Source organism: Aeromonas sp. s8, from assembly GCF_040907785.1.
Taxonomy (GTDB): domain Bacteria; phylum Pseudomonadota; class Gammaproteobacteria; order Enterobacterales; family Aeromonadaceae; genus Aeromonas; species Aeromonas veronii.
The window spans coordinates 1-19,359 of record NZ_JBFOCL010000031.1 but is presented as its reverse complement, the minus strand read 5'-3'; the positions used below and the strand labels follow the sequence as shown (position 1 = coordinate 19,359).

The window sequence follows — 19,359 nt, the reverse complement described above, 5'->3', positions numbered from 1 at the left end:
CAGTACGTCGATACGTACTCACGCATAGCTTCCGTCACCGGAAGCGGGGAGAGCGCTATGATCACCACCTTGATCAATGAACATCTGATCAACCTCGATTTGAAAGCGACGCGTAAGGAAGAGGTCTTCACCGAGATGGCCCGCCTGCTGGCGTCGCAAGGCAAGGTCAGCGACGAGCAGGCCTTTATCAAAGATCTGTGGGCCCGCGAAGAGCTGGGCAACACCGGCTTTGAAGAGGGCGTGGCCCTGCCCCACGCCAAGAGTGCAGCGGTATGCAACCCGGCGGTCGCCATCGGCATCAGCCGCAACGGCATCGAGTACGGCGCCGAAGATGGCAAGCCGTCCCATATTTTCTTCATGATCGCCTCCCCCGATGGCGGCGCCAACCACCATATCGAGGTGCTGGCCGAGCTCTCCGGCAAGCTGATCGAAGAGGGTTTTATCGCCAAACTGCTGGCGGCGAAAACTCCGGCCGATGCGCTGGCGCTGCTGCTGGCCAAGAAAGAGGAGCAGAGCGCGGCCCCGACCACCAGCAAGGGCTTTATCATCGGTGTCACCGGCTGCCCGGCCGGTATCGCCCACACCTATCTGGCTGCCGAGTCGCTGGAGCGCGCCGCCAAGGAGCTGGGTTATGAGGTGAAGGTGGAGACCAACGGCTCCATCGGCGTCAAGAACAGCCCGACCGCGGACGAGATCGCCCGCGCCACCGCCATCGTGGTGGCTTGTGACAAGCAGGTGGACATGGCCCGCTTCGCTGGCAAGCCCCTCATCAAGACCGGCGTCAAGGCCCCCATCAAGGATGGCAAGGGTCTGATCGAGCAGGCCCTGAAAGCCCCCGCCTATGTGGCTGGCAAAGAAGATAAAAAGGGTGAAGAGAAGAGCGCGGGTGGCAGTTCCGATCTCTATCGCTACCTGATGAACGGTGTATCGCACATGATCCCGTTCGTGGTGACCGGCGGTCTGTTGATTGCGCTGGCACTGGCCATCGGCGGCAACCCGACCCCGAGCGGCATGCAGATCCCGGAAGGGAGCATGTGGAACCAGATCCTCAACGTCGGCGTGGCCGCCTTCACCCTGATGATCCCCATACTGGCGGGCTATATCGCCTACGCCATCGGCGATCGTCCGGCGCTGGCACCGGGCTTTATCGGCGGCTGGATCGCCAACAACGGCAGCTTCTACGGCGCGGATGCCGGTACCGGCTTTATCGGTGCCATCATCGCGGGCCTGTTGGTCGGTTATCTGGTGCGCTGGATTGCCACCCGTCAGTACCACAAGATGGTGCAGCCGCTGGTACCGATCCTGATCGCCCCGATCGTTGGTTCCCTGTTTATCGCTGCGGTCTTCATCTTCATCATCGGTGCCCCCATTGCCGACATGATGACCGGCCTCAACGCCATGCTGCTCTCCATGAGCGGTGGCAGTCTGGTGCTGCTGGGCATCGTGCTGGGGGGTATGGCCGGCTTTGATATGGGTGGCCCGGTCAACAAGGTGGCCTTCCTGTTCTCGGTCGGCATGATCGCCTCCGGTCAGACCCAGTTTATGGGTGCCATGGCTTGCGCCATCCCGGCTGCGCCGCTAGGCATGTCGCTGGCTACCGTGCTCGGTCGCAAGCTGGGTATCTTCGATGCCTCTGAAATCGAAGCGGGCAAAGCCGCCGGCGCCATGGGTCTGGTGGGGATCTCCGAAGGTGCGATTCCGTTCGCCGCCCGTGACCCGCTGGCCGTTATCCCGGCCAACATTCTGGGCAGCATGACCGCCGCTGTGATGGCCTTCCTGTTTGGCATTACCAACAGCGTTGCCCACGGTGGCCCCATCGTGGCCCTGCTGGGTGCGGTCAACAAGCCGCTGCTGGCCCTGCTCTGCATGATCTGCGGTGCCATCGTCACCGGCGTGGTCGCGGTTGCCCTGAAAAAACTGCGGGTCAAAAAGAGCGATGAGGTAACTCTGGCCAAGGCGGCCTGAGGCCTCCATCGCCATGTCGGCTCGTCGAGCATAAAAAGAGGCCACCCCATGGGGTGGCCTCTTGTTTTTGGGATGGCTGGCGGGCCGTATTTCCCAAAATCGCCCCCCGAGAGTGGTCAACAAGCACTCTTCCTCGTCTCTCCCCTTTCCTTTACTTGGATCCCTTCTTGCCTCTCCCCTCCTCAGCCCAGCACTCACACAGAGCGCCAAACTGGCTGAAATGGCAGCAATCTGGCGTCAGCGGTGTGATGTTTCTCACGCTTTGTCCGCGAAAGCGCAAAAACTAGGAAAATTTCCTAGCCCCACTAGGGATGGCTCTCAAGCCATTTTTTGCCCCTCTTATTAGAGTCACCCCACCTGATGTCGTGACCCGCACCGCGATGGGCAATGTGCCCCGTCATCCCGTGCCGGGCCCGGGTTTATATGGATGGAGCGTCGAGCGCAGCAACGGCTGACAGCCCCGACGTTCCGTTCCCCCTTCCGTGGCGTGACCTCGAACAACCTATCTACAAATGAGGGGCGCGGCGGAAATACCGTCTATCTCGCAGAGGATGAACGAAGATGTTGAAATTGCTCCAACAGGTCCGGGTCCCCACCCTCGACCTGCCGGTCGAAGCCCGGCGCAAGCTCTGGTTCAAGCCGTTTATGCAATCTTATCTGGTTGTATTTATTGGCTATTTGACCATGTATCTGATCCGCAAGAACTTCAACATTGCGCAAAATGACATGATCCAGGAGTACGGTCTCTCCATGACCGAGCTTGGCATGATCGGCCTTGGCTTCTCCATCACCTACGGGGTGGGCAAGACCATCGTCTCCTACTACGCCGATGGCAAGAACACCAAGCAGTTCCTGCCGCTGATGCTGATCCTCTCCGCGCTCTGCATGCTGGGCTTCAGTGCCAGCATGGGCGGCACCGGTTTCAGCCTCTACTTCATGATCTTCTTCTATGCGCTGAGCGGTTTCTTCCAGAGCTGTGGCGGTTCGTGCAGCTACTCCACCATCACCAAGTGGACCCCTCGCAACAAGCGCGGCACCTATCTGGGCATGTGGAACCTCTCCCATAACGTGGGCGGTGCCGGTGCGGCCGGTGTGGCGCTGTTCGGTGCCAACTACCTGTTTGATGGCAACGTGCTCGGCATGTTTATCTTCCCCTCCATCATCGCGCTGATCGTCGGCTTTATCGGCCTGCGCTTTGGTAGCGATTCACCGGAAGCCTATGGTCTTGGCAAGGTGGAAGAGCTGTTTGACGAAGTGGCGAGCGAAGAGGATATCGCCACCGAAGAGCAGAAGCTGACCAAGTGGCAGATCTTCGTGAAGTACGTGCTGCTCAACAAGGTGATCTGGCTGCTCTGCTTTGCCAACATCTTCCTCTACGTGGTGCGTATCGGTATCGACCAGTGGTCTACCGTCTATGCCCACCAGGAGCTGGGCTTCTCCAAAGACGTGGCTATTCAGGGCTTTACCTTCTTCGAAGTGGGCGCACTGGTCGGCACCCTGATGTGGGGTTACCTCTCCGATCTGGCCAATGGCCGTCGTGGTCTGGTTGCCTGCGTGGCGCTGGCGCTGATCATCGCGACCCTGGGTCTCTACCAGCATGCGACTACCCAGTTTATGTTCCTGGGTTCCCTGTTCACCCTGGGCTTCCTGGTGTTTGGTCCGCAACTGCTGATCGGCGTCGCCGCCGTGGGCTTCGTCCCCAAGCAGGGCATCAGCGTGGCCGATGGCGTCAAGGGCACCTTCGCCTACCTCATCGGTGACAGCTTCGCCAAGCTGGGTCTGGGCATGATCGCCGATGGCACCCCCATCTTCGGTCTGACCGGCTGGACCGGCACCTTCGCGGCGCTGGACATCGCAGCCGCCGCCTGTCTGGTACTGATGGGTTGTGTCGCGGTCGCCGAGGAGCGCAAGATCCGCCGCATCAAGCGCGAACTGAAAGCCGCCGAGCTGGCCGCCCAGACCGCCTGATAGCCATAACAACAGACGCAGATTGTTCAGGGCCACCCACAGGGGGGGCCCTTGTTGTTTAGAGCAACCAGACACCCGACTGGCCCGGCATGAGCCTGCACAGCCGTTCAAGGGACGGGCATATCCCCATCAAGATCCCACTTTTCATATGCGCTTTTGGTAAAAGCCCCCCGCTGGCGCTATCTTGTTGCTCCCCCTTGTCAGCATCACAGAGAGCAGATGAAGATCGTCGCCGTCACCGCTTGCCCGACCGGTATCGCCCATACCTATATGGCTGCCGATGCCCTGCAAAAAGCCGCCACTGGGCTGGGACTCAAGATCAAGGTCGAGACACAGGGCGCCATGGGCATGGAAAACATGCTGACCGCCCGCGATATTGCCAGCGCCGACCTGGTGCTGATTGCCTCCGATATCGAGATTGAGCAGAAAGAGCGCTTCCTCGGCTGCACCATCCATCAGGTGAGACTGGAAACCGTGCTGCTGGATGCCAACGCCGTACTCAAGGCCCTGCCGATCCCGGCCTGATGCTGACCCGCGAGATCACCTTCTACTGCCAGCAGGGGTTGAGCATCACCCAGGCCAAGCAGTTGAACCGGCTGGCGGGGATGTTCAAATCCACCATCCGCTGCGCCAACCTCACCCGGCGCCAGACCGTTGCCGCCAGCAACCAGCTCTCCCTGTTGACCCTCGCCACCCAGCCAGGCGACCTCTGCCAGTTGCAGATTGAAGGGTGCGATGCCGAGCTGGCCCACATGGCCTTCACCTGCTGGTGCGGGGAGCTGGGTCAACCGCTGGTGCGCCCGCGCACCGCCGCGCTGGCGGAGTTGCGACTGGCCAACGCGCTGCCCGACTACCATTTTGCCCTGCGCCAACTGGCCCATAGCCCAGAGCCGCTGACCAAGGCCGAAGCCCTCGAGCATCTGATCGATCTGCTGCCCGCCGAGCTGATCACCGACCGCGCCACACTGACCGCCGCGGTGGAGCGGCGCGAGCAGGTCTCGGCCACCATCATCCGCCCCGGCCTTGCCATGCCTCATGTATTGAGCGAAGGGATCAGCCAGCCAACGCTGGCCCTGCTTAGCTGCAAGGAGCCCATCGAGTGGGGCTCTCAAATCGGGCCGGTGCAGACCATTATTCTGCTGGCGGTGCCGGTTGGTAGCGGACGGGAGACCCTGCGCCCCCTTACCCGACTGGCGCAGGCGATGATCGACGATGTGGTCAGCCACGCCCTGCTGTTGGCGGGCTCGCCCCCCGCCCGTCAGGCTATCATCATCGAGAGCCTGCTGAGCTAGGCGAATTGGCTCTGGGCACTGCTTGCTGTAACGCCAGCCATTCATCCAGCCCTCAGCACCCTGTGGTACACTCGCTGCCATCGTCTGTCTGAAGTGTGTATCCGATGAAATCTCCCCGCTCCCGTCTCTCTGTCAGCCGCGCGCCGCGCGATAACGCCCCGCGCACGGCGGCCAAACCAGCCGCACCCCGCCATGCATCCCCCCGCAAACCGGAGCTGGCCCCAGCGGATCGCAAATTGCTCCTGCTGAACAAGCCCTATATGGTGCTCTGCCAGTTCACCGACGAGGCGGGCCGCGAGACCCTCAAGGATTACATCAAAGAGCCCGGCATCTATGCTGCAGGGCGGCTCGATCGCGACAGCGAGGGGCTGCTGCTGCTCACCAACGATGGCAAGCTGCAGGCGCGCCTCACCCAGCCGGGGGAGAAGACCCCCAAGACCTACTGGGTGCAGGTGGAAGGGATCCCGAGCGAGGAGCAACTGGCCGCCCTTCGCGCCGGTGTGGAGCTCAACGACGGCATGACCCTGCCCGCCGGGGCGCGCATCATGGATGAACTTGCGGTGTGGCCGCGCAATCCGCCGATCCGCGAGCGCAAGGAGATCCCCACCAGCTGGCTGGAGATCAAGATCATCGAGGGGCGCAACCGCCAGGTGCGTCGGATGACCGCCCATATCGGCCACCCCACCTTGCGCCTTATTCGCTACGCCATCGGCGACTGGACCCTGGATGGACTAGCCCCCGGCGAGAGCCGCAGCCTGCCCGCCCCCGAGCTGACGCCGCTCTCCAACAGCCGCCCGCGTCCCTCCTCATCCCGTTCAGGCGCTCATACCGCCAAACCGGCCAAACCGGCAGGGGAGGCGCCACGGCGGGCTAGCCAGCCGAGACGGGACGAGCGTCCCCGCAGCACTCACCCAACCGAGCGCGCAGCCACGAACCCGACCGGCGGCAAACCCCGCAGCAGTGGTCGAGGAACGGCACGTCGACCGGCCCGAGCGGACAATCCCAATAGCAACGACAAGGAGTCATGATGAGCAATCAGGCAGAGCAATCGACCACCAGCCACGCCCGCATGGAGGCGCGCCTGACGGTCGCCGCCCTGGTGCAGTGGCAGGGCCGCTTTCTGGTGGTGGAAGAGGAGATAAAAGGCCAGCGCCGTTTCAACCAACCCGCCGGCCATGTGGAGCCGGGGGAAAACCTGCTTGAAGCGGCTTGCCGCGAGCTGAAAGAAGAGACGGGTCTGACCGCTACGCCGACCGCCTGGCTTGGTACCTATCTGTTCAAACCGGCCGACAGCGAAGCCACCTATGTGCGCACCGCCATCATCTTCGACCTTGAAAAAGCGCCGGGTCAGCACCATCCAGAGGATCCTGACGGCGATGTGCTGGCTTGCCACTGGCTCACGCTGGAAGAAATAGCGGAATGCAAACCGGCCCTGCGCAGCCCCCTGGTGTGGCAGTGCATTCAGGATTATCTGGCGGGGACACGGCTGCCGCTCTCGGCCCTCAAGGCCTTTATCTGAGGCCATTTGACACTCTTTTTCGGTGACAAAGGCCAACAGCAGAAAAACGATTTCCTGCTATCAGGCTCCTGATGGGAACTGCGGCATGGATATGTGACCGGGGGCGCAAAACTCTGGTAGAATACGCCCCGTTTAAACGAACTGGTAACTTCGACTAATGACAGACAACAGCCAAATCAAGGTGATCGTCGGCATGTCCGGCGGCGTGGATTCTTCCGTCTCGGCCTACCTGCTCCAGCAGCAGGGCTATCAGGTCGAAGGCTTGTTCATGAAGAACTGGGAAGAAGACGACACGGACGAGTACTGCTCTGCCGCCCAGGATTTGGCTGATGCCAAGGCCGTCTGCGACAAGCTGGGGATGAAACTCCACACCATCAACTTCGCGGCCGAGTACTGGGACAACGTGTTCGAGCACTTCCTCGAAGAGTACAAGGCTGGCCGCACGCCAAACCCCGATATCCTGTGCAACAAGGAGATCAAGTTCAAGGCGTTCCTCGAATTTGCCGCCGAAGAGCTGGGCGCCACCTACATCGCCACCGGCCACTATGTGCGCCGTGACGACAGCACCGGCCGCCCGCGCCTGCTGCGCGGTCTCGATACCAACAAGGATCAGAGCTACTTCCTCTACACCCTGAGCGAGAAGCAAGTGGGTCAGAGCCTGTTCCCGGTTGGCGATCTGGAAAAGCCCGAGGTGCGCCGCATCGCCGAGCAGCTGGATCTCATCACCGCCAAGAAGAAAGACTCCACCGGTATCTGCTTTATCGGCGAGCGCAAGTTCAAGGACTTCCTGGCCAAGTTCCTGCCCGCCCAGCCCGGTAAAATCGAGACCGTGGATGGCAAGGTGATCGGCGAGCATCAGGGTCTGATGTATCACACCCTGGGCCAGCGCAAGGGGCTCGGCATCGGTGGTCGCAAAGATGCCACCGAAGAGGCTTGGTACGTGGTCGACAAAGAGGTCGAGCGCAACGTGCTGGTGGTGGCGCAGGGCGAACATCCCCGCCTCTACTCCGATGGCCTGATTGCCAGCCAGTTGCACTGGGTGGATCGCACTCCGATCCGCGAGCCGCGTCGCTGCACCGTCAAGACACGCTACCGCCAGCAGGATATCCCCTGCCTGATCCAGCCCATCGACGACGAGACCATCCGGGTCATCTTCGACGAGAAGCAGGCTGCAGTGACCCCGGGCCAGTCCGCCGTCTTCTACGACGGGGAAGTGTGTCTGGGCGGCGGCATCATCGAACAACGTTTCAGCCATCCGGTTTGAATCCTTAACAGAAGGCAGCAGACGTGAGCGATAAATTCCAAGACAGAACAATGGCCTTTGCCGGCATCTGCCAGGCCGCGTATCTGGTGCAGAAGGTGGCCCGAGACGGCAGCTGTGACGAGGCGGCCCTGCGCGAGAGCCTCTCCAGCATTCTGGTGACCAACCCGAGCCAGCCGCTCGAGGTGTTCAACAACACCCATCTGGCCATTCGCGACGGCTACCGTGCGCTGGTCGAGCAGCTGGGTGCCGACGGCAGCCAGAAGAATGCCGAGCTGACCCGCTACGTGGTAAGCCTGATTGCACTGGAGCGCAAGCTGGCCAAGCGCAAGGACATTCTCAATATGCTGGGTGAGCGGATCAGCCAGATTGGCCGCCAGCAACAGCACTTCGATCTGCTCGACGAGCAGATTTTGGCCAACATGGCGAGCATCTACAGCGATCTTATCAGCCCCATCGGGCCGCGCATCCAGGTGGCGGGTACCCCGCTGTTCCTGCAGCAACCGCTGGTGCAGCACAAGGTGCGCGCCCTGCTGCTGGCAGGCATTCGTGCCTGCGTGCTGTGGCGTCAGCTCGGTGGCAGCCGCACCCAGATCATCTTCGCTCGCAAGAAGATGGTGGAGCTGGCCAAACGTTACTAATCATCGGCTCGCGCGCGGGCCAGCGAGGTCAACATCAGGGTGAACAGCCGCACATCCGCCTTGATGACGACTCAGCCCCACGCGCGAGTGGATACGGATCCCCCACACAAATCATCAGGAGTTCACCCCATGGAGCTGTCCGCGCTGACTGCTGTTTCCCCGATTGACGGTCGTTATGGCGACAAGGCCGATGCCCTGCGCCCTATCTTCTCCGAATTCGGCCTGCTGCGTTTTCGCGTCGAAGTCGAGGTGCGCTGGTTGCAAAAACTGGCCAGCCACGCCGGGATCCCGGAAGTCCCTGCCTTGAGCGCGGCCGCCAACGCCCTGCTCGACGGCATCGTCAGCAACTTCAACGAGAGTGACGCCGCCCGCATCAAACAGATCGAGCGCACCACCAACCATGATGTGAAAGCGGTGGAGTACTTCCTCAAAGAGAAAGTCGAAGTGAACCCGGAGCTGGCGGCTGTCAGCGAGTTCATCCACTTCGCCTGCACCTCGGAAGACATCAACAACAACTCCCACGGTCTGATGCTGAAAACCGCCCGCGAAGAGGTCATCAAGCCTTATTGCGAAAAGCTGATCAGCGAGCTCAAGCGTCTCGCCCACGAGTACCGTGACATGCCGCTGCTCTCCCGCACCCACGGCCAGCCGGCGACCCCGAGCACCATGGGCAAGGAGATGGCCAACGTCGCCTACCGTCTGGAGCGCCAGTTCAAGCAGATCATGGCGGTGGAGATCCTCGGCAAGATCAACGGCGCAGTCGGCAACTACAACGCCCACCTCAGCGCCTACCCGGATGTTGACTGGCACCAGTTCTCCGAGGAGTTTGTGACTTCCCTCGGCCTGACCTGGAACCCCTACACCACCCAGATCGAACCGCATGACTACATCGCCGAGCTGTTCGACGCCATGGCCCGCTTCAACACCATCCTGATCGACTTCGACCGCGATGTGTGGGGTTACATCTCGCTGGGTCACTTCAAGCAGCGCACCATCGCCGGCGAAATCGGCTCCTCCACCATGCCGCACAAGGTCAACCCCATCGACTTCGAGAACTCCGAAGGCAATCTGGGTCTGGCCAACGCCGTGTTCCAGCATCTGGCCAGCAAGCTGCCTATCTCCCGCTGGCAGCGTGATCTCACTGACTCGACCGTACTGCGCAACCTGGGTGTGGCGGTGGGTTACTCCCTGATTGCCTATCAGGCGACCCTCAAGGGCATCTCCAAGCTGGAAGCCAACGACGCCGCCATGGCCGCCGATCTGGATGCCAACTGGGAAGTGCTGGCCGAGCCGATCCAGACCGTGATGCGCCGCTACGGTATCGAGAAGCCCTACGAGAAGCTCAAGGAGCTGACCCGTGGTCGCCGCGTCGATGCCGAAGGGATGCGTACCTTTATCGACACCCTGGAGTTGCCGGAAGCGGTCAAGGTTGAGCTGAAGAAGCTGACCCCGGCCAACTACATCGGTGACGCCCAGCGTCTGGTTGATCTGCTGAAGTAAGCCAACCGGCAGTGACGAAGGGGCCCTGTGCACGATATGCCACAGGGCCCCTGTTATTTTCCCTGCCACGGCAGGATCCCGAGTGGCTTTTCCCAAGCCCGCCTTGGGCAAAACCTCTTTGCGAGACACGAGAAACAGCATGTACGAACTCAATCTGGATATCGCTCACTTCCTCGAGCACTACTGGCAGAAGCGCCCGCTCCTTATCAAGGGCGGCTTCAAGGACTTTCAGGACCCTATCAGCCCGGACGAGCTGGCCGGTCTGGCCATGGAAGAGGTGGTAGAGTCCCGCCTCGTCACCCGTTTCGACGGCAAGTGGGATGCGGCCCACGGCCCCTTCGAATCCTACGACCATCTGGGCGAAGAGAACTGGACCATTCTGGTACAGGCTTGCAACCACTGGGCTCCCGAGGTGAACGAGCTGGCGGTGCCGTTCCAGTTCATTCCGGGCTGGCGCTTTGACGATGTGATGGTGAGCTTCTCCACCCCCCATGCGGGTGTCGGCCCCCACATCGACAACTACGACGTCTTCATCACCCAGGGTCTGGGCAAACGCCACTGGCGAGTCGGCGATGCCAAGCCCCTCAACGAGTTTGCCGCCCACGCCGCCCTGCTGCACTGCGAGCCGTTCGAGGCGATCATCGACGTCATCATGGAGCCGGGTGACATTCTCTACATTCCGCCCGGATTCCCCCACGAAGGCTACGCCATCGAGCCCTCCATGAACTTCTCGGTGGGTTTCCGCGCACCGGATGCCAAAGCGCTTATCTCCTCCTTTGCCGATCACCTGATCGACAACGAGGTGCGTACCGAGCGTTACGGCGATGCCGATCTCAAGCCCCGCGCCCGTCACGGCGAGATCCTGCCCCACGAGCTGCACCGTCTGCGCGAGCTGATGCAGCAGGCCCTCGATGACGAGACCCTGTTCAAGGAGTGGTTCGGCACCATGATCTCCGAGGCCAAGCACGATCTCGACGTCAATCCGGTCGAGCCGGACTATAGTGCCGAGGAGGTAGCCGACCTGCTGACCCAGGGCGAGCCCGCCATCAAGGTACCGGGTCTGCGCACCGTCTGGTTCAGCGGCGAGAGCCAGCAGTGCTTCATCGACGGCGAAGCCTGGACGCTGCAGAGCGAAGACGCGGCAGCCATTTCGCTCCTGTGTGACAAAGACATCATCACTCAGGCCGACATGGTGGAACTGGCCGATCAGGCCGGTTTCCTGCAACTGCTGACCCGTCTGGTCAACCGCGGTTACTGGTTCTTCAACTGATCCGGCGGTAACTGAAGGATAAAAAGGCGCCTTATGGCGCCTTTTTTGTCACTCAGAGGCGGTTCAATTAACAATCGATGCGCGAAGCTGAACCCACTCTTGATGAACCGACAGGTGGTGATTTATTGAACTAAAATGGATGGATATCATGCGTCCGTCCCTGTTCACAAGAGAAGCGCCACCATGCAAATCACCTCCCGGCCCATGCCGCTGCCCGATTACGGCAAATATCCCTCCTCTCCGGCTGTCACGCCCGAACAGGTCAGTCAGGCCCGTAACGAAGCGCTGATCAAGAAGGATGAATTACAGGCACAGAGCGAAGAGAGAGCAACGGCTCGCAGAACCATGGCGGTCTCTTATACGGCTAACCAGCAAGATAAAGCCGTGGTGGAGCGCTACCTGGAGGCCACCGGTCAGGAGAGCGACAGCAAGTCGGGCCCGAGCACGGCTGATATGTATCAGGCTGCGACTCGCTACCAGCGCCAGCAGAATCTGAGCGACTACATGCAATTCCAGCAGAGCCCGCTCGCCCAGCAGATGGGTGACATGGTGGGCGAAGATAATCGCAAGGGCACTCAGCTCGATATCATTGCCTGAGTCTATTTGCTCGAATAAGCCCGGCAGGGACTGATATAAACTGAAAAAGCCCTCGATGAGGGCTCTTTCGTTATAGCTTGTCGCTGCAACTTCTCGCTAGAAATGGGACGCTTCTGCCTGCGCGTCCGGCAGCTCGTCGGGAAGTTCATCAAACAGGGGGTGATAGAGCACCTCACCCTGCACACCCGCAAAACCGCGCTCCTGCAGCTCCATCGCCATAAAGCAGTCGGCAGGCACCTCATAGATGCAGTGCAGGCCAAACTCGCTAGCCGGGCGGAAACCGAAACGGCTGTAATAGGCCGGATCCCCGAGTACAACCACCCCTTTCCAGTCCATCTCAAGCGCCGTATCAAGCCCTTCACGGATGAGATCAGAGCCAATCCCCTGACCTTGCCAGTCGGGATGAACCGCGACCGGCGCCAGACCGAGCCAGGGCCCTTCCATGCCGTTAATGGTGATCGGGCTTAGCATCAGGTGCCCCATGAACTCGTACTCTTCCTCTTCGACCATGGTCACTACGGCAGCACCACATTCGCGCAGGCGGTTGACCAGTTCGGCCTCATCGGAACGACCGAAGGCGGCACTCAGCAGCTCATAAACCGGCAGCATGTCACCGGGGCGCTCGGTTCTCAACATCAGGTATTACTCCTCGTACAGCAGAGCGGGCATTATTCCACACAACGGCTGGTCATTCTGAGTACCTTTGTCCAAAAATGGGAGGGTGCACTCAGGAAAACGAGCGGCAAACTGCAGCTGCAAGGCGGTTAGCGTAGCCGGGGTGACCCTGTTCATCGCCTCGCTGTAGGCCTGCCAAAGGGCGGGAGCCTCCCGCGCCAACCGCTCAAAGGTCAGTTCGGGCGTTTGATGCCAACAGCCATCCAGCTCATCGACCAGCTCCGGCAGCTCCACCAGCAGCCGTAACTGCTGATAGCGTATTTGCGACGAGTCACCGTTGCCGCCCAGCGCCTGCGCCATCAATTGGTTGAACCAGTGGCGCCGTGATGCGCGCTCCTCGCGGCTGAGCAGCTCAGGCCCCTGACGCTGCAGCGCGGCCAGTTGCAGCAACCACGCCAGCCCCTGTTCATCCCTGTCTTTCAGCAAGACGCCGCCAAGATGGAACAACTGCTCCGGTTCGGCCTGCTCCAGCAGATCGACGGGATAACAGTGCAGCGCCAGCAACCTCTCAAGATGCAGCGGGCAGCGAATAGAGCAGGACTCCTCCCCCGCGCCCCTCTCATCCACAAAGAGCGAGATGGCCAGCTTGCCGTTGGCACTCTGCCGATCCAACGTTACAGGATCCCACAGGATCACCACGGCGATCCGCTCATCAGCAAGCCAGCAGGCAATCTCCTCGGCCAAGGGATTGGGTAAGGAGGGTGCGCGATCCAGTCGCCAGTAACTCACCTCACACGGCTGGCGACCGCTGATATGGCACCGCCCGCGATAGTGCATGCCCACTTTTGCCATCACCCGGCCGGAGGCTAAATTGTCTGGCATATGGCGAGCCGTCAGCGCAGGCAGTTGCAGTTGGTCAAAGGCGAACCCCTTGACCAAGCTGGCGGCCCGGGTCGCCAGACCGCGATTTTGCCAGGGCACGCCCACCCACCAGGCGAGCTCGCCATTCCAGTGCAGGGAGATCACCCCAAGCAACGCCGCACCTTGCTCCTCTGGCAAGGTGATGGCCCAGCTCCAGCCAAGGCCAAGCGCCGCTTTGCGCCAGCTGAGCGCCAGCCAGTCGCGGGCCCCCTCCGGCGGATAGGGGTGAGAAATATTGAGGGTGTAGCGGGCCAGCGCCTCGTCGCTGCAGTAGCGCACTATCTCGCGCTCATCGGCGGCCTGCAGTGGTCGCAGCACGACGCCTGATAGCGGATGCACCTCAGCCAGGGTCGGTACCGTCACGCGGCGCGCCAGCAAGCGATTAAGCACGGCGCCCAAATCGGCCTCGGGGGTGAGCGGCAGATCGGCCCCCACAGGGCCAAGGGTGAGCAGTCCCTGCTCCCTGGCGAGGGTCAATAGGGAGGTAGAGGCGCTGATCAGGATCTGGCGGCTGGGATCAACATGAAAATCCGCCAGCAGATCCCCATCGAGCCAGGCGGCCAGCAGAACCCCCGGGCAGAGCACCCCGTCAGGAGGGCTGCTCGCCCAGGGAACATCGGTTTGCTCGAGGGCGGCGGCCGCCTCTTTGCCCAGTAGCAGCTGCCAGCGATGACCCTGCTGCTGCCAGACCTGCAACAGCGTAGTCCACTGCGGTAGCCACAGACTGGCCTCGATCAGCAGTTCCATCAGCTGGCCTGACAGGCCACTGGCAGCGTCAGATGGCGGGGATGGGCTTCGATACGAGCGATCCAGCTACGGATAGCGGGCCACCCCTGCAAGGAGAAGATCCCCTCCTCTGCCACGTGGGTGTAGGCATAAAGGGCGATATCGGCGATGGTCGGCGCATCACCGCACAGGTAGGGGCTCTGTTTCAGCTGCTGCTCCATTACCGCCAGCGCCTTCTCGCCACCGGCTTTCAGCCCGTCGAGCCGCGCCTCCTGGGACTCGGGGCGGCCGAGATAGTGAACGATGAAGCGGGCCACCGCGATGTATGGCTCATGGCTGTACTGCTCGAAGAACATCCATTTGAGCACCTCGGCCTGCTGGCGCGGATCGGTTGGCCACAAGGCACTGCCTTGCCCCAGAAAGAAGAGGATGGCATTGGATTCCGCCAGCATATCGCCCTGGCCAATCTCCAGCACCGGGATCTTGCCGTTGGGGTTCTTGGCCAGAAATGCGGGGGTACGGGTATCCCCCGCCTGAATATCCACCTCTACCCACTCAAGGGGCAGATCCAGCCAGCGGGCCAGCAGCCACACCTTGTAGCAGTTGCCGGAACGCAGATCACCATACAGACGCATACACACTCCTTGTGAAAACGGATTTGAACAGCGCGCTCAGGGTGCCAAACGCTCGATATGCCAGCCATCCCCGTCGCGGGTGTAGTAGAAGCGGTCGTGCAGCCGGTGCTCGCCCCCCTGCCAGAACTCCACCGTCTCGATCACCACCCGGAATCCGCCCCAGAAGCTCGGCAGCGGCACTTCGCCATTGGCAAACTTCTGCTTGAGCTCGAGGAACTTGGCCTCCAGCACGCCGCGGGCCGATATGCGGGTCGACTGCTTGGAGACCCAGGCAGCGATCTGGCTATCCTTGGGACGACTGTGGAAATACTTCATCACTTCGAAAGTGCTCATCTTCTCCACCCGACCGGTCACATGCACCTGTCTGTCCAGTGTGTGCCAGGGGAAAAGCAGGCTGATACGGGGGTTGCCTTCCAGTTGGTGCGCTTTGCGGCTGCCCATGTTGGTGTAAAAGACCATCCCCTGGGCGTCGTAGTGCTTGAGCAGCACGGTACGCTGCCAGGGCTGACCATCGGCATCCACCGTCGCTACCACCATGGCGGTGGGATCGGTCAGTTTGGCCTCACAGGCCTGCGCCAACCACTTCTCGAACAGCGCCAGCGGATCGGCCGGCAGATCGGCCCGGTGCAGCCCGCCACGGGAGTATTCACGGCGCAGATCAGCAACATCCATCATCTTGATTTTCCTTCAAATAAATAATGGTTCCACGACCATCAAGAGAGTGACGCAGGCATTGTGCTCCGCCCCTCTTGCGGTGACAAGCCATAACGCAGTGGGGAGGCGCTTGCCTCCCCACTGTTGATTCACGACATGTGATTTACGATATGGACCTCACGGGCTGGTGACGGCGCGCTTCAAGGGACAGTGAGCCAGCATCTGCTGGTTATACTCGCTGGCGTAAGCGCTCAACTTGGCATGTATCTCTTGCTGACCGGGCCTTATCACATCGCCCAACCCGTCCAGATAACGCACACCACAGCGCCCCTTGGCCTCTGCCTGCTGCTCGGCTGCAATACCGGGGGCGAACTCTCCCCGCCCGGCTATCACTATCAGGCGGTAATCCTGCCTGGCGAGGTTTGCACTCAGCTCCTGTTCCAGCGTGCTGGCATCGGCCTGACAACCGCCGAGCATGACAAGCAGCAACAGAGGGACTCCCTTCATGTGCGCCTCCGTTGCCAGCCGAGCAGCGCCAGAGCCAGCGTCCACAATCCGAGCGCCCCGCCACCACCGCCGCCACCTGAAGTCGAGCCACCTTGTACCAGAGGCAATTTGAGGGGACTGATGGCAAAGAAGATATTGTCGCTGCATGCCACTTTCAGCCTGATGCTGCTGGTGAGATCGGCAGGCAACGTTACCGTTGCTGCGCCGTTATTGGGTTGTCCGGCGGCAAGCATTGTCCAGCTTACGCCCTCATCCTGAGTCACCGAGATGTCCACCTTACTGCAACTGATCGGCGCCACAGTTGTGCCCGCCACATCCCATGCTACGGCCTGACTGGCCCCCGGAGTGAGAGTCACCCCGTAAAAAGGGTTGGTGATGCGAAATGCCGCGCCGGTATTGATCACTTGCACTTTCATGTCATCACTGGCAACGCCACCCTGACCATCACGCACCGTCAGTCTGAAATTGAGATCCCGGTTGGTAGTCGGCCAGGCCTCTCCTTTGGCAAGCGTGCCGGAGAGCAGGGATGGCAAACTCGGCAGGATCCGCTCCGACGATGCCGTGGGAGAGACAAAACGAAACAGCGGCCGGGAGCCATCGTCAATCATGGTGGCGGCACTGCTCGATTCAGTACCCAGATCGATCTGCTCCCAGTTGTAGAGCAGAGAATCATTATCCAGATCTCCACCAGCCCCTTTTAACATAAAGGCCGTATTGGCAGGGATCACATAGTCCCCCCCTGCAGCTGCCTGCGGGGCATTATTGCTCAACGAGAGTGTGGTTCCGCAAGTCGATACGGTCGCCATGTGCGCACGCATCTGCTCGATGGACTTGCTATGAAAATAGGGGTCGCTGTGAGTCTGGATATTCTCATCACCACAAATACCGGCATAGGCCATGATGGAGCTGCCACTACCAGGCTCATAGGCTTGACTCGCAACCCGGGTACCAGCACCGCAACTCCCGGTAGTACCGTTGAAGGTATGATCAGCACCAAACTGGTGGCCAATTTCATGAGCCACATAGTCAACGAAGAAGGCATCTCCTACCGGTGTGGGTGACCCCGACATCCCGCCCGATTTATCGTTGGTACAAAGCACTGCCAAACCGGCCAGACCACCGCTACCGGTATTGAGTACATGGCCGATATCAAAGTTGCCAAGCTGCATATTGGTGAAATAGTTGGCCTGCACCAGCACGTTCTTGTTGGCATCATTGGCTTCATAGATGCTGCTGACATTGTTCACATAGTTAGGGTTATATCCGTTGTAGAAGGGATCTGTGACTGGATCGGTAAAGATCAGGTTGTCATTGCCACTGGCCAGCACGAATTCGGCGCCCACATCCCGTTGATAGACCTGATTGACGCGGTTGAGCAAGGTCGTAATCGCCGCCATGGTAAGCGCTCTGGAGCCACCGTGGTATTGGGTAAATTCTCCTGTCGCCGAAATAGCAATGACGTAGCGCTTGCGAACATTGCCATCCACTTGCACCTTGCGCACCAGTTTGCTGAGCTTGGGCCCTATCACCTCATCTGCCGCCTCTTCCAATCGACTATGGGCATCCTGCTGGTAATAGACGGCGTAGCCTTCGGCATTGCGCAGCGGATCAACAAACACCATCTTGCCCTGATGGCTGAACATGGCGTGGAAACCTTGCGGTCCCAGATCGAAGCGCCCCGTCTCTATCGGATGCACCGGGTTGTAACCCTTGAAGGTGCGGATCTGCGGATACTTGGCGGCGAGATCTGCAGGCAGCAAGTCGTAGGCTTCCAGAGCAAAGGTAACCTCCCCCCCATCGGGCAGCGGCAGGGTCAGCTCACTCGCCCCGGCTTGCAGTCCGGCAAAATAGTCGAGCGGCACCTTGGCCACCCGAAACTGATTGGCCCGCACCTCATAACCTTGCTCCGCAGTCGCTCTGGCGGCTACCGTGCGCCACTCGCTGGCCATCAGGCTGGTTGAGCCCAACAAACCGGCCATCAACAAGGCCACCCTGGAGTATTTCGTCACATGCATTGTTTTTAGTCCTTGTATTAATGCAATCGCCTGAATTGCGGCCTGTATTTTATTTTTATTCGGCCACATCAATAAAAAGCTGAAGCAGCACTTTCCACCATTCCCGAGTGGGAGTGTTGCGCCAACCTCGCCCCCCCTATCATTGCGCATTTTTGTCAATTTTAGAATACATCTCTTGACAAGAAGGCTATCTGTATCTGCTTAGTTAAAATAGACAAATAAGTGTTTTTTGCTAAATCACATAACTGTTCATAGCTAAAATAAACTTAGATACATTAACCACATGGCTCTATTGCGAATGAACCACCATCTTTTATTAACCAGTTAAGTATAACTTGAAATAAACACCTGCATGTGAATACCATAGTGAGGTTATAAAACACTATCCATACTGAATATAAAATGACTGGTGATCCACAGAAATTGGTACAAATACTCTGTCGAGGTGAATGTTGTCTCCACCTTGAATACTGAAGTAAATCGCACAAAAATATAAACCACGAGCAGTAAAAACCATTAATATAAATTAAGGGATATAATGTGGGCAAAGTGATTTTACAGGGATTTATTATTGTGCCTCTCTCCGAGCTTACGATAGTCAAGAGTGAGCTTGATGCCCATATCTGTTTAACTCGTGCGGAAACCGGCTGCCTGACCTTTAAGGTGACTCAAGATCCTCTCAATCCCTGTCGATTCGATGTATACGAAGAGTTTGTTGATCAGGCAGCTTTTCAAGCGCACCAAGCCAGAGTCAAATCCTCCCGTTGGGGGGAAATAACCGTCAATGTCGAGCGACACTATACGGTAACAGGGATTGCATAAATCACAGCCTTGCCATTTTGGCAAAGGTGGCGAACCGGGAGTTGTGCAGAACTCTCCCCCCTCTCGCTACCACGAATGCCGATTACGCTGCGCTGAGCGAGCATGCGTTACTTCCACTCTTTGTTATTAAGGCCACTATGATCCGCCCATTATTAATAACCGATTTGGATGCCGCCGTCGAGCTCTGGTATCAGGCATCGGTACAAGCCCACGACTTTATTCCCGCCGCCTTTTGGCATGAGCAACGGGCAGCGATGCGCGATATCTACCTGCCCGCCAGCAAGAGCTGGGGTTATGAGGAGGATGGACAGCTACTGGGCTTTATCTCCTGGTATCAGGGGTCTGTCGCCGCCCTGTTTATCTCCCCAGATCACCAATCACACGGGCTGGGTCGCCAACTGCTCGAACACCTAAAAGCCCAATATGATCGACTCGAGTTGACGGTCTACGC

Annotated in this window: 19 protein-coding genes; 13 read left to right on the top strand and 6 right to left on the bottom strand. The window is 59.7% G+C overall.

The window, feature by feature from the left end; translation table 11 throughout:
• Nucleotides 1-57 precede the first annotated feature (57 nt).
• The 11 genes from AB5Y86_RS10305 (at nt 58) to AB5Y86_RS10255 (ending at nt 12,013) form a co-directional block, all read left to right on the top strand.
• Nucleotides 58-1,965 carry a fructose-specific PTS transporter subunit EIIC gene (locus AB5Y86_RS10305; protein WP_120415673.1) on the top strand — a complete coding sequence of 636 codons (1,908 nt, stop codon included), beginning with the start codon at nt 58-60 and terminating at the stop codon, nt 1,963-1,965.
• A 561-nt stretch (nt 1,966-2,526) separates the two neighbouring features.
• The gene (uhpT, locus tag AB5Y86_RS10300; protein ID WP_005334609.1) at nt 2,527-3,933 is read left to right on the top strand and encodes a hexose-6-phosphate:phosphate antiporter; all 1,407 of its coding nucleotides are present in this window, start codon (nt 2,527-2,529) and stop codon (nt 3,931-3,933) included.
• A 219-nt stretch (nt 3,934-4,152) separates the two neighbouring features.
• Nucleotides 4,153-4,458 (top strand): PTS fructose transporter subunit IIB, encoded by a 306-nt coding sequence (locus AB5Y86_RS10295; protein ID WP_005334611.1) that lies wholly within the window; start codon nt 4,153-4,155, stop codon nt 4,456-4,458.
• Nucleotides 4,458-5,225 carry a PTS sugar transporter subunit IIA gene (locus AB5Y86_RS10290; RefSeq protein ID WP_270660680.1) on the top strand — a complete coding sequence of 256 codons (768 nt, stop codon included), beginning with the start codon at nt 4,458-4,460 and terminating at the stop codon, nt 5,223-5,225. The genes AB5Y86_RS10295 and AB5Y86_RS10290 overlap by 1 nt, the downstream gene beginning before the upstream one ends.
• A 104-nt stretch (nt 5,226-5,329) precedes the next feature.
• Complete coding sequence (rluE, locus tag AB5Y86_RS10285; protein ID WP_368192806.1) at nt 5,330-6,253, top strand: 23S rRNA pseudouridine(2457) synthase RluE; 924 nt, start codon at nt 5,330-5,332, stop codon at nt 6,251-6,253.
• Complete coding sequence (locus tag AB5Y86_RS10280; RefSeq protein WP_042082454.1) at nt 6,253-6,744, top strand: NUDIX hydrolase; 492 nt, start codon at nt 6,253-6,255, stop codon at nt 6,742-6,744. The genes rluE and AB5Y86_RS10280 overlap by 1 nt, the downstream gene beginning before the upstream one ends.
• 157 nt (nt 6,745-6,901) lie before the next feature.
• Nucleotides 6,902-8,008 (top strand): tRNA 2-thiouridine(34) synthase MnmA, encoded by a 1,107-nt coding sequence (gene mnmA / locus AB5Y86_RS10275; protein WP_005353619.1) that lies wholly within the window; start codon nt 6,902-6,904, stop codon nt 8,006-8,008.
• Nucleotides 8,009-8,031: 23 nt separating this feature from the next.
• Nucleotides 8,032-8,646, top strand: coding sequence for a high frequency lysogenization protein HflD (hflD, locus tag AB5Y86_RS10270; protein WP_005334622.1), 615 nt, complete (start codon nt 8,032-8,034; stop codon nt 8,644-8,646).
• 129 nt (nt 8,647-8,775) lie between these two features.
• Entirely contained in the window at nt 8,776-10,146 is a 1,371-nt protein-coding gene (purB, locus tag AB5Y86_RS10265) for an adenylosuccinate lyase (protein WP_005334624.1), read from the top strand.
• A gap of 139 nt (nt 10,147-10,285) precedes the next feature.
• Nucleotides 10,286-11,416, top strand: a complete 1,131-nt coding sequence (locus tag AB5Y86_RS10260; RefSeq protein WP_368192805.1) for a cupin domain-containing protein — start codon at nt 10,286-10,288, stop codon at nt 11,414-11,416.
• A gap of 183 nt (nt 11,417-11,599) precedes the next feature.
• On the top strand, nt 11,600-12,013 hold the full coding sequence (locus AB5Y86_RS10255; RefSeq protein WP_368192804.1) for a hypothetical protein: 414 nt from the start codon (nt 11,600-11,602) through the stop codon (nt 12,011-12,013).
• 96 nt (nt 12,014-12,109) lie between these two features.
• Here the strand turns inward: AB5Y86_RS10255 and AB5Y86_RS10250 are convergent, their stop codons facing one another.
• From AB5Y86_RS10250 to AB5Y86_RS10225, 6 genes are all read right to left on the bottom strand, one after another.
• Entirely contained in the window at nt 12,110-12,649 is a 540-nt protein-coding gene (locus AB5Y86_RS10250) for a GNAT family N-acetyltransferase (RefSeq protein WP_101529897.1), read from the bottom strand.
• 6 nt (nt 12,650-12,655) lie between these two features.
• Nucleotides 12,656-14,296, bottom strand: coding sequence for a GNAT family N-acetyltransferase (locus tag AB5Y86_RS10245; protein ID WP_368192803.1), 1,641 nt, complete (start codon nt 14,294-14,296; stop codon nt 12,656-12,658).
• Nucleotides 14,296-14,910 (bottom strand): glutathione S-transferase family protein, encoded by a 615-nt coding sequence (locus tag AB5Y86_RS10240; RefSeq protein WP_236280754.1) that lies wholly within the window; start codon nt 14,908-14,910, stop codon nt 14,296-14,298. Before AB5Y86_RS10240 ends, AB5Y86_RS10245 begins: the two co-directional genes overlap by 1 nt.
• A 36-nt stretch (nt 14,911-14,946) precedes the next feature.
• Nucleotides 14,947-15,585 carry a pyridoxamine 5'-phosphate oxidase gene (gene pdxH, locus AB5Y86_RS10235; protein ID WP_368192802.1) on the bottom strand — a complete coding sequence of 213 codons (639 nt, stop codon included), beginning with the start codon at nt 15,583-15,585 and terminating at the stop codon, nt 14,947-14,949.
• Between the two features lie 156 nt (nt 15,586-15,741).
• Nucleotides 15,742-16,071: a hypothetical protein gene (locus AB5Y86_RS10230; RefSeq protein ID WP_236562117.1), complete on the bottom strand. Its 330-nt coding sequence runs from the start codon at nt 16,069-16,071 to the stop codon at nt 15,742-15,744.
• The gene (locus AB5Y86_RS10225) at nt 16,068-18,086 is read right to left on the bottom strand and encodes a reprolysin-like metallopeptidase (RefSeq protein ID WP_368192801.1); all 2,019 of its coding nucleotides are present in this window, start codon (nt 18,084-18,086) and stop codon (nt 16,068-16,070) included. The genes AB5Y86_RS10230 and AB5Y86_RS10225 overlap by 4 nt, the downstream gene beginning before the upstream one ends.
• Nucleotides 18,087-18,626: 540 nt before the next feature.
• On the opposite strand from AB5Y86_RS10225, the gene AB5Y86_RS10220 reads away from it, so the two are divergent.
• A complete protein-coding gene (locus AB5Y86_RS10220) occupies nt 18,627-18,908 on the top strand; it encodes a putative quinol monooxygenase (RefSeq protein ID WP_368192800.1) in 282 nt (93 codons plus the stop codon).
• Between the two features lie 137 nt (nt 18,909-19,045).
• Nucleotides 19,046-19,359, top strand: a 314-nt coding sequence (locus tag AB5Y86_RS10215) for a GNAT family N-acetyltransferase (RefSeq protein ID WP_368192799.1), incomplete at its 3' end; no start/stop codon positions are given.

What these genes read in the sequence shown, in the direction of transcription:
- AB5Y86_RS10305 (WP_120415673.1), top strand. Translation starts at nt 58, where the DNA reads ATGATCACCACCTTGATCAATGAACATCTGATCAACCTCGATTTGAAA.
- uhpT (WP_005334609.1), top strand. Translation starts at nt 2,527, where the DNA reads ATGTTGAAATTGCTCCAACAGGTCCGGGTCCCCACCCTCGACCTGCCG.
- AB5Y86_RS10295 (WP_005334611.1), top strand. Translation starts at nt 4,153, where the DNA reads ATGAAGATCGTCGCCGTCACCGCTTGCCCGACCGGTATCGCCCATACC.
- AB5Y86_RS10290 (WP_270660680.1), top strand. Translation starts at nt 4,458, where the DNA reads ATGCTGACCCGCGAGATCACCTTCTACTGCCAGCAGGGGTTGAGCATC.
- rluE (WP_368192806.1), top strand. Translation starts at nt 5,330, where the DNA reads ATGAAATCTCCCCGCTCCCGTCTCTCTGTCAGCCGCGCGCCGCGCGAT.
- AB5Y86_RS10280 (WP_042082454.1), top strand. Translation starts at nt 6,253, where the DNA reads ATGAGCAATCAGGCAGAGCAATCGACCACCAGCCACGCCCGCATGGAG.
- mnmA (WP_005353619.1), top strand. Translation starts at nt 6,902, where the DNA reads ATGACAGACAACAGCCAAATCAAGGTGATCGTCGGCATGTCCGGCGGC.
- purB (WP_005334624.1), top strand. Translation starts at nt 8,776, where the DNA reads ATGGAGCTGTCCGCGCTGACTGCTGTTTCCCCGATTGACGGTCGTTAT.
- AB5Y86_RS10260 (WP_368192805.1), top strand. Translation starts at nt 10,286, where the DNA reads ATGTACGAACTCAATCTGGATATCGCTCACTTCCTCGAGCACTACTGG.
- AB5Y86_RS10255 (WP_368192804.1), top strand. Translation starts at nt 11,600, where the DNA reads ATGCAAATCACCTCCCGGCCCATGCCGCTGCCCGATTACGGCAAATAT.
- AB5Y86_RS10250 (WP_101529897.1), bottom strand. Translation starts at nt 12,649, where the DNA reads ATGTTGAGAACCGAGCGCCCCGGTGACATGCTGCCGGTTTATGAGCTG.
- AB5Y86_RS10245 (WP_368192803.1), bottom strand. Translation starts at nt 14,296, where the DNA reads ATGGAACTGCTGATCGAGGCCAGTCTGTGGCTACCGCAGTGGACTACG.
- AB5Y86_RS10240 (WP_236280754.1), bottom strand. Translation starts at nt 14,910, where the DNA reads ATGCGTCTGTATGGTGATCTGCGTTCCGGCAACTGCTACAAGGTGTGG.
- pdxH (WP_368192802.1), bottom strand. Translation starts at nt 15,585, where the DNA reads ATGATGGATGTTGCTGATCTGCGCCGTGAATACTCCCGTGGCGGGCTG.
- AB5Y86_RS10230 (WP_236562117.1), bottom strand. Translation starts at nt 16,071, where the DNA reads ATGAAGGGAGTCCCTCTGTTGCTGCTTGTCATGCTCGGCGGTTGTCAG.
- AB5Y86_RS10225 (WP_368192801.1), bottom strand. Translation starts at nt 18,086, where the DNA reads ATGCATGTGACGAAATACTCCAGGGTGGCCTTGTTGATGGCCGGTTTG.